The sequence below is a fragment of the Phenylobacterium sp. genome (genome assembly GCF_035944335.1).
Lineage (GTDB): Bacteria > Pseudomonadota > Alphaproteobacteria > Caulobacterales > Caulobacteraceae > Phenylobacterium.
This window is the reverse complement of sequence record NZ_DASZBG010000104.1, coordinates 1-3,491: the sequence shown is the minus strand read 5'-3', so window position 1 is coordinate 3,491 and position 3,491 is coordinate 1. Positions and strand designations below refer to the sequence as shown.

At 68.5% G+C, this 3,491-nt stretch carries 4 protein-coding genes; all 4 read right to left on the bottom strand.

Annotated elements, in window-relative coordinates; genetic code table 11:
- On the bottom strand, positions 1 to 2,384 hold a 2,384-nt coding region (locus VGT80_RS16870; RefSeq protein ID WP_327457820.1), incomplete at its 3' end, for a TonB-dependent receptor domain-containing protein.
- Positions 2,385 to 2,437: 53 nt separating this feature from the next.
- Entirely contained in the window at positions 2,438 to 2,629 is a 192-nt protein-coding gene (locus VGT80_RS16865) for a helix-turn-helix transcriptional regulator (RefSeq protein WP_327457819.1), read from the bottom strand.
- On the bottom strand, positions 2,626 to 3,060 hold the full coding sequence (locus VGT80_RS16860; protein ID WP_327457818.1) for a hypothetical protein: 435 nt from the start codon (positions 3,058 to 3,060) through the stop codon (positions 2,626 to 2,628). The genes VGT80_RS16865 and VGT80_RS16860 overlap by 4 nt, the downstream gene beginning before the upstream one ends.
- On the bottom strand, positions 3,060 to 3,491 hold a 432-nt coding region (locus VGT80_RS16855; RefSeq protein WP_327457817.1), incomplete at its 5' end, for a hypothetical protein. The genes VGT80_RS16860 and VGT80_RS16855, both read right to left, overlap by 1 nt.

Sequence of the window (3,491 nt, the reverse complement as noted above, 5' to 3'; positions counted from 1 at the left end):
AGGGTCGGCGTGTCGATCACCAGGGTGTCCTTGAACGAAGCCAGCGCGTCACGCACCGAGACCGAGAAGGCCCAGTCCTTGTTGAACTGGTGGCGGTAGCCCAGGAAGGTCAGCACCAAGGGCTCGTGGAAGCCCTGCGGCGTCAGCCGCTTGCCGGTGCCCTGGACGAAGATCTGGAACTGGTCCTTGGGCGTCGCCTGGTAGGTCAGCGAGCCACCCCCGGACAGCGCCCAGGTCGAGCGCGTGCCGGCGAAGCCCAGGCCCGTGGCGTCGATCTCGTTGTGGAAGCCGTCGGCGCGGACCTGATAGCTGAGCTTTGACCCCAGCCGGCCGGCCGCGACCAGCTCCAGGCCGCCGTTCTTGCTGTTCGTCAGGTTCTGCTTGGTGGTGAGGAACACGCCGCCGCCGAGGTCGCTGACCACGTCGGTCACGCCGCGGTCGTTCTCGCGGTAGTAGAGGGTCGCCAGGTAATAGGTGAAGCCCTTGCGGTACTGGTAGCCCAGCTCGAACGAATGGGTCACCTGCGGCTTCAGGGCCGGGTTGCCGGCGGTGAAGTTGAACGGGTCGCGGTAGAGCCGGAAGGGGTTGTAGTCGGACAGCGCCGGCCGGGCGATGCGCTCGGAATAGCTGGCCCGCAGCTCCTGGCTGTCGTCCACCTTCCAGGAGAGGTGCAGCGACGGATAGAAGCGCGTGAAGTCGTTCGTGCCCCGGAAGCCCGTGCCCGGGTCCTTCAGGTCGATCTGGGTGTCCTCGAGCCTGAGGCCCGCCAGCACGGTCAGCTTGCCGAACGGCTGCTGCCAGGTGGCGTAGACGCCGTTGATCGCCTGGTTGGCCCTGAAGTCGTCGATCAGCGAGGCGTTCGGCGTCTCGCTCCCGGCGGTGAGGCCGGTGAACCCGGTGTTGTTGAAATCCGAGCGGTCGTACTCCAGTTCGTAGCCGGCCTTGAGCTTGGCGTTGTTCTCGAAGGGCCGGGTGTAGTCGACCTTCACGTGGCTCTGGTCGGTGTCGTTGTCGTTGGTGATCCGCTCGCTGCGGGCGCCGAAGCCGGTGACCACCTCCTGGCGCTTCTGGCTCTGGGTGTTGCGGTCCTGGGTCAGGTCCACGACCAGTTCGTGGTCCGGCTCGGAGCCGAACTTCCGCCGCCAGCTGGCGTTGGCCGACAGATTCAACTGGTCGAGCGTCACCGGGCCGAAGCGGTTGAAGGCGATCGGCGCGCCGCCCGGTGTCTGGCCGAGGAAGTCGGTCGCCACCTCGGCGTCGGCGTGGATGGCGGTGCCGCGCAGCTCGCCGGAGATGCGGGTCTTCGAATCCGGATCGTAGTCGAAGGCCGCGCGGCCGATGCCGAGGTCCACCGTCTGGGCGATGAAGCTGTGCTCGGCGCTGTCGAGGAACCTGCCGCTGATCGGATCCAGGCTGGACCGCTGGTCGCTGAGCGTCACCTTCTGCTTCTCGTGCGCCCAGACCGCGTCGCCGGAGAGCGTGAGCTTCTGGCCGACCTGGCTGAGGTTGAGGTTGAGCTGCGCCTTGTCGCCCAGGCCGCCGGTGGCGCGGATCGAGCCCGAACGGCCCACCTGGCGCACCTTCTTGGGGATCAGATTGATGATGCCGCCCGAGCCGTCCGGCCGAAAGGCGGCCGAGGGGTTGGTCATCACCTCGACCCGCTCGAACGCATTGGCCGGCAGGTTCTGCAGCACCGTGCCGCGCGACGGACCCTTGAACAGCGAGGAGGGCTTGCCGTCGATCATGATGGTGACGCTGGGGTCGCCGCGCAGGGAGACATTGCCCTGCACGTCCACCTGCACCGAGGGGATGTTGCGCAGCGCATCGGCGATGGAGCCGGTCTGGGCCTGGAGGTCCTTGGTGAGGTCGTAGCTGCGCCGGTCGATGTCGATGCGCGTGCCTTGCGACTGGCCCTGGACGGTGAGGCTCTCGACCGTCTTGCCGGCGGGCGCGGCGGGCTTCGCCTGGGCCGCGGGCGGCGGCGGCGCGGCGGCCTTCGGCGGCGCGGCGGGAAACTCGCCCTTGTCGAAGGTCAGCGGCAGGCTGGCCGGGCCCTGCTTCCAGACGCCCACCCAGCCATTGCGGGCCGCGTCCCACTTGCCCTCGTAGCTGCCCGCGATCTGCGGCAGGCCGAAGGAGAGCGTCCCGCCGGCGACCTTGACGTCGGAGAGGGCGAAGGGCTGGGGAGTCTGGTCGATGGAGAAGAACTGGCCGGCAAGCTTGCCGTCCGGCCCCGCCGTCACCTTGATCATCACGCGCAGGATGTTGGGACCGGCGATCAACACGCCGTGCCAGGCGCCGGTGGCCTCCTGGGCCTGGGCGGCGGCGGGCGCGGCGATCGCCGCGGCGACGGCCAGGGCCGCCAGATGGAAACGTTGCGACATTGAACCCCCTACGAAGCTTGAGCGTACTGCAATTCGAAGTTGTGAAAACACGTCTATTCGTCGTCGAAAATCGCCTCGATCGCCATGTCGAAGAGCCGCGCGATCCGGAAGGCCAGCGGCAGGGACGGGTCGTACTTGCCGGTCTCGATGGCGTTGACGCTCTGGCGCGAGACGTCGAGCCGCTCGGCGAGGTCCGCCTGGCTCCAGTCGCGTTCGGCGCGCAGCACCTTCAGGCGGTTCTTCACCGGTACCACCGACGGATCAGCAGGTGGGCCGCCCCCATGCCGAGGCAGAAGATCGGGAAGACCCAGCTGAGCGGCAGGCGCGGCGCTCCGGCGAAGGACTCGAGGAACCCCCACACCGTCGTGACGGCGAGCGTCAGGCCGATCCCCCAGAGCATGGCCTGGACAAGCTGCACGCGGCGGAACTCGTCGGCTTCCTCGGCGAGATAGAGGCCCAGGGCCGCGATGACGCCGACCATCGGCGCGGCCGGGACGATCGCCGCGAGGTATTTCAGCGGCGCCGGCAGGCTGTAGGTCTTCAGCAGGAAATCCACGGCGAACAGCAGGCCGAAGTAGGCGGCCATCAGCACGAGGAAGCGCAGCTGGAAGCGCCGCCTGGCGGTGGCGCGCTTGGCCGCCTGGCTCAGTCGGCGCCGGGTTTGCTCGGAGCTCATCACGCGTACCTCCGGCGGATGAGGTGCTCGGCGACGCCCTGGCCCACCGAGTAGATCGGGAAGATCCACCACAGCTGCAGGTGCGGGGCATCGGCCAGCAGCTCCAGGAAGCCCCAGACCGTGCTGAAGGCCAGCACCAGGCCCAGCGACCAGAGCATGGACTGCACGATGACCGCGCGGCGGAACTCGTCGGTGATCTCGCCGAGGTAGAGGCCGAAGACCACGATGATGCCGATGATCGGCAAGGCCGGCGCGGCGGCGGCGACATAGCGCCAGGCGCCGGGCGGCGGGGCGTGCTTGATCAGCAGGGCGACGCCGAGGATCAGCACCGCGTAGAGGGCCATCAGCGGCCAGAAGCGCATCTGGTAGCGGCGCCTGGCGGGCGAGATATTGCGGTCCGCGCTCATCGCTTGGCCGCCTGCCACCAGAGC

Excerpts from the sequence above, each read along its gene's own strand:
- VGT80_RS16860 (WP_327457818.1), bottom strand. The coding sequence starts at position 3,060 with ATGAGCTCCGAGCAAACCCGGCGCCGACTGAGCCAGGCGGCCAAGCGC.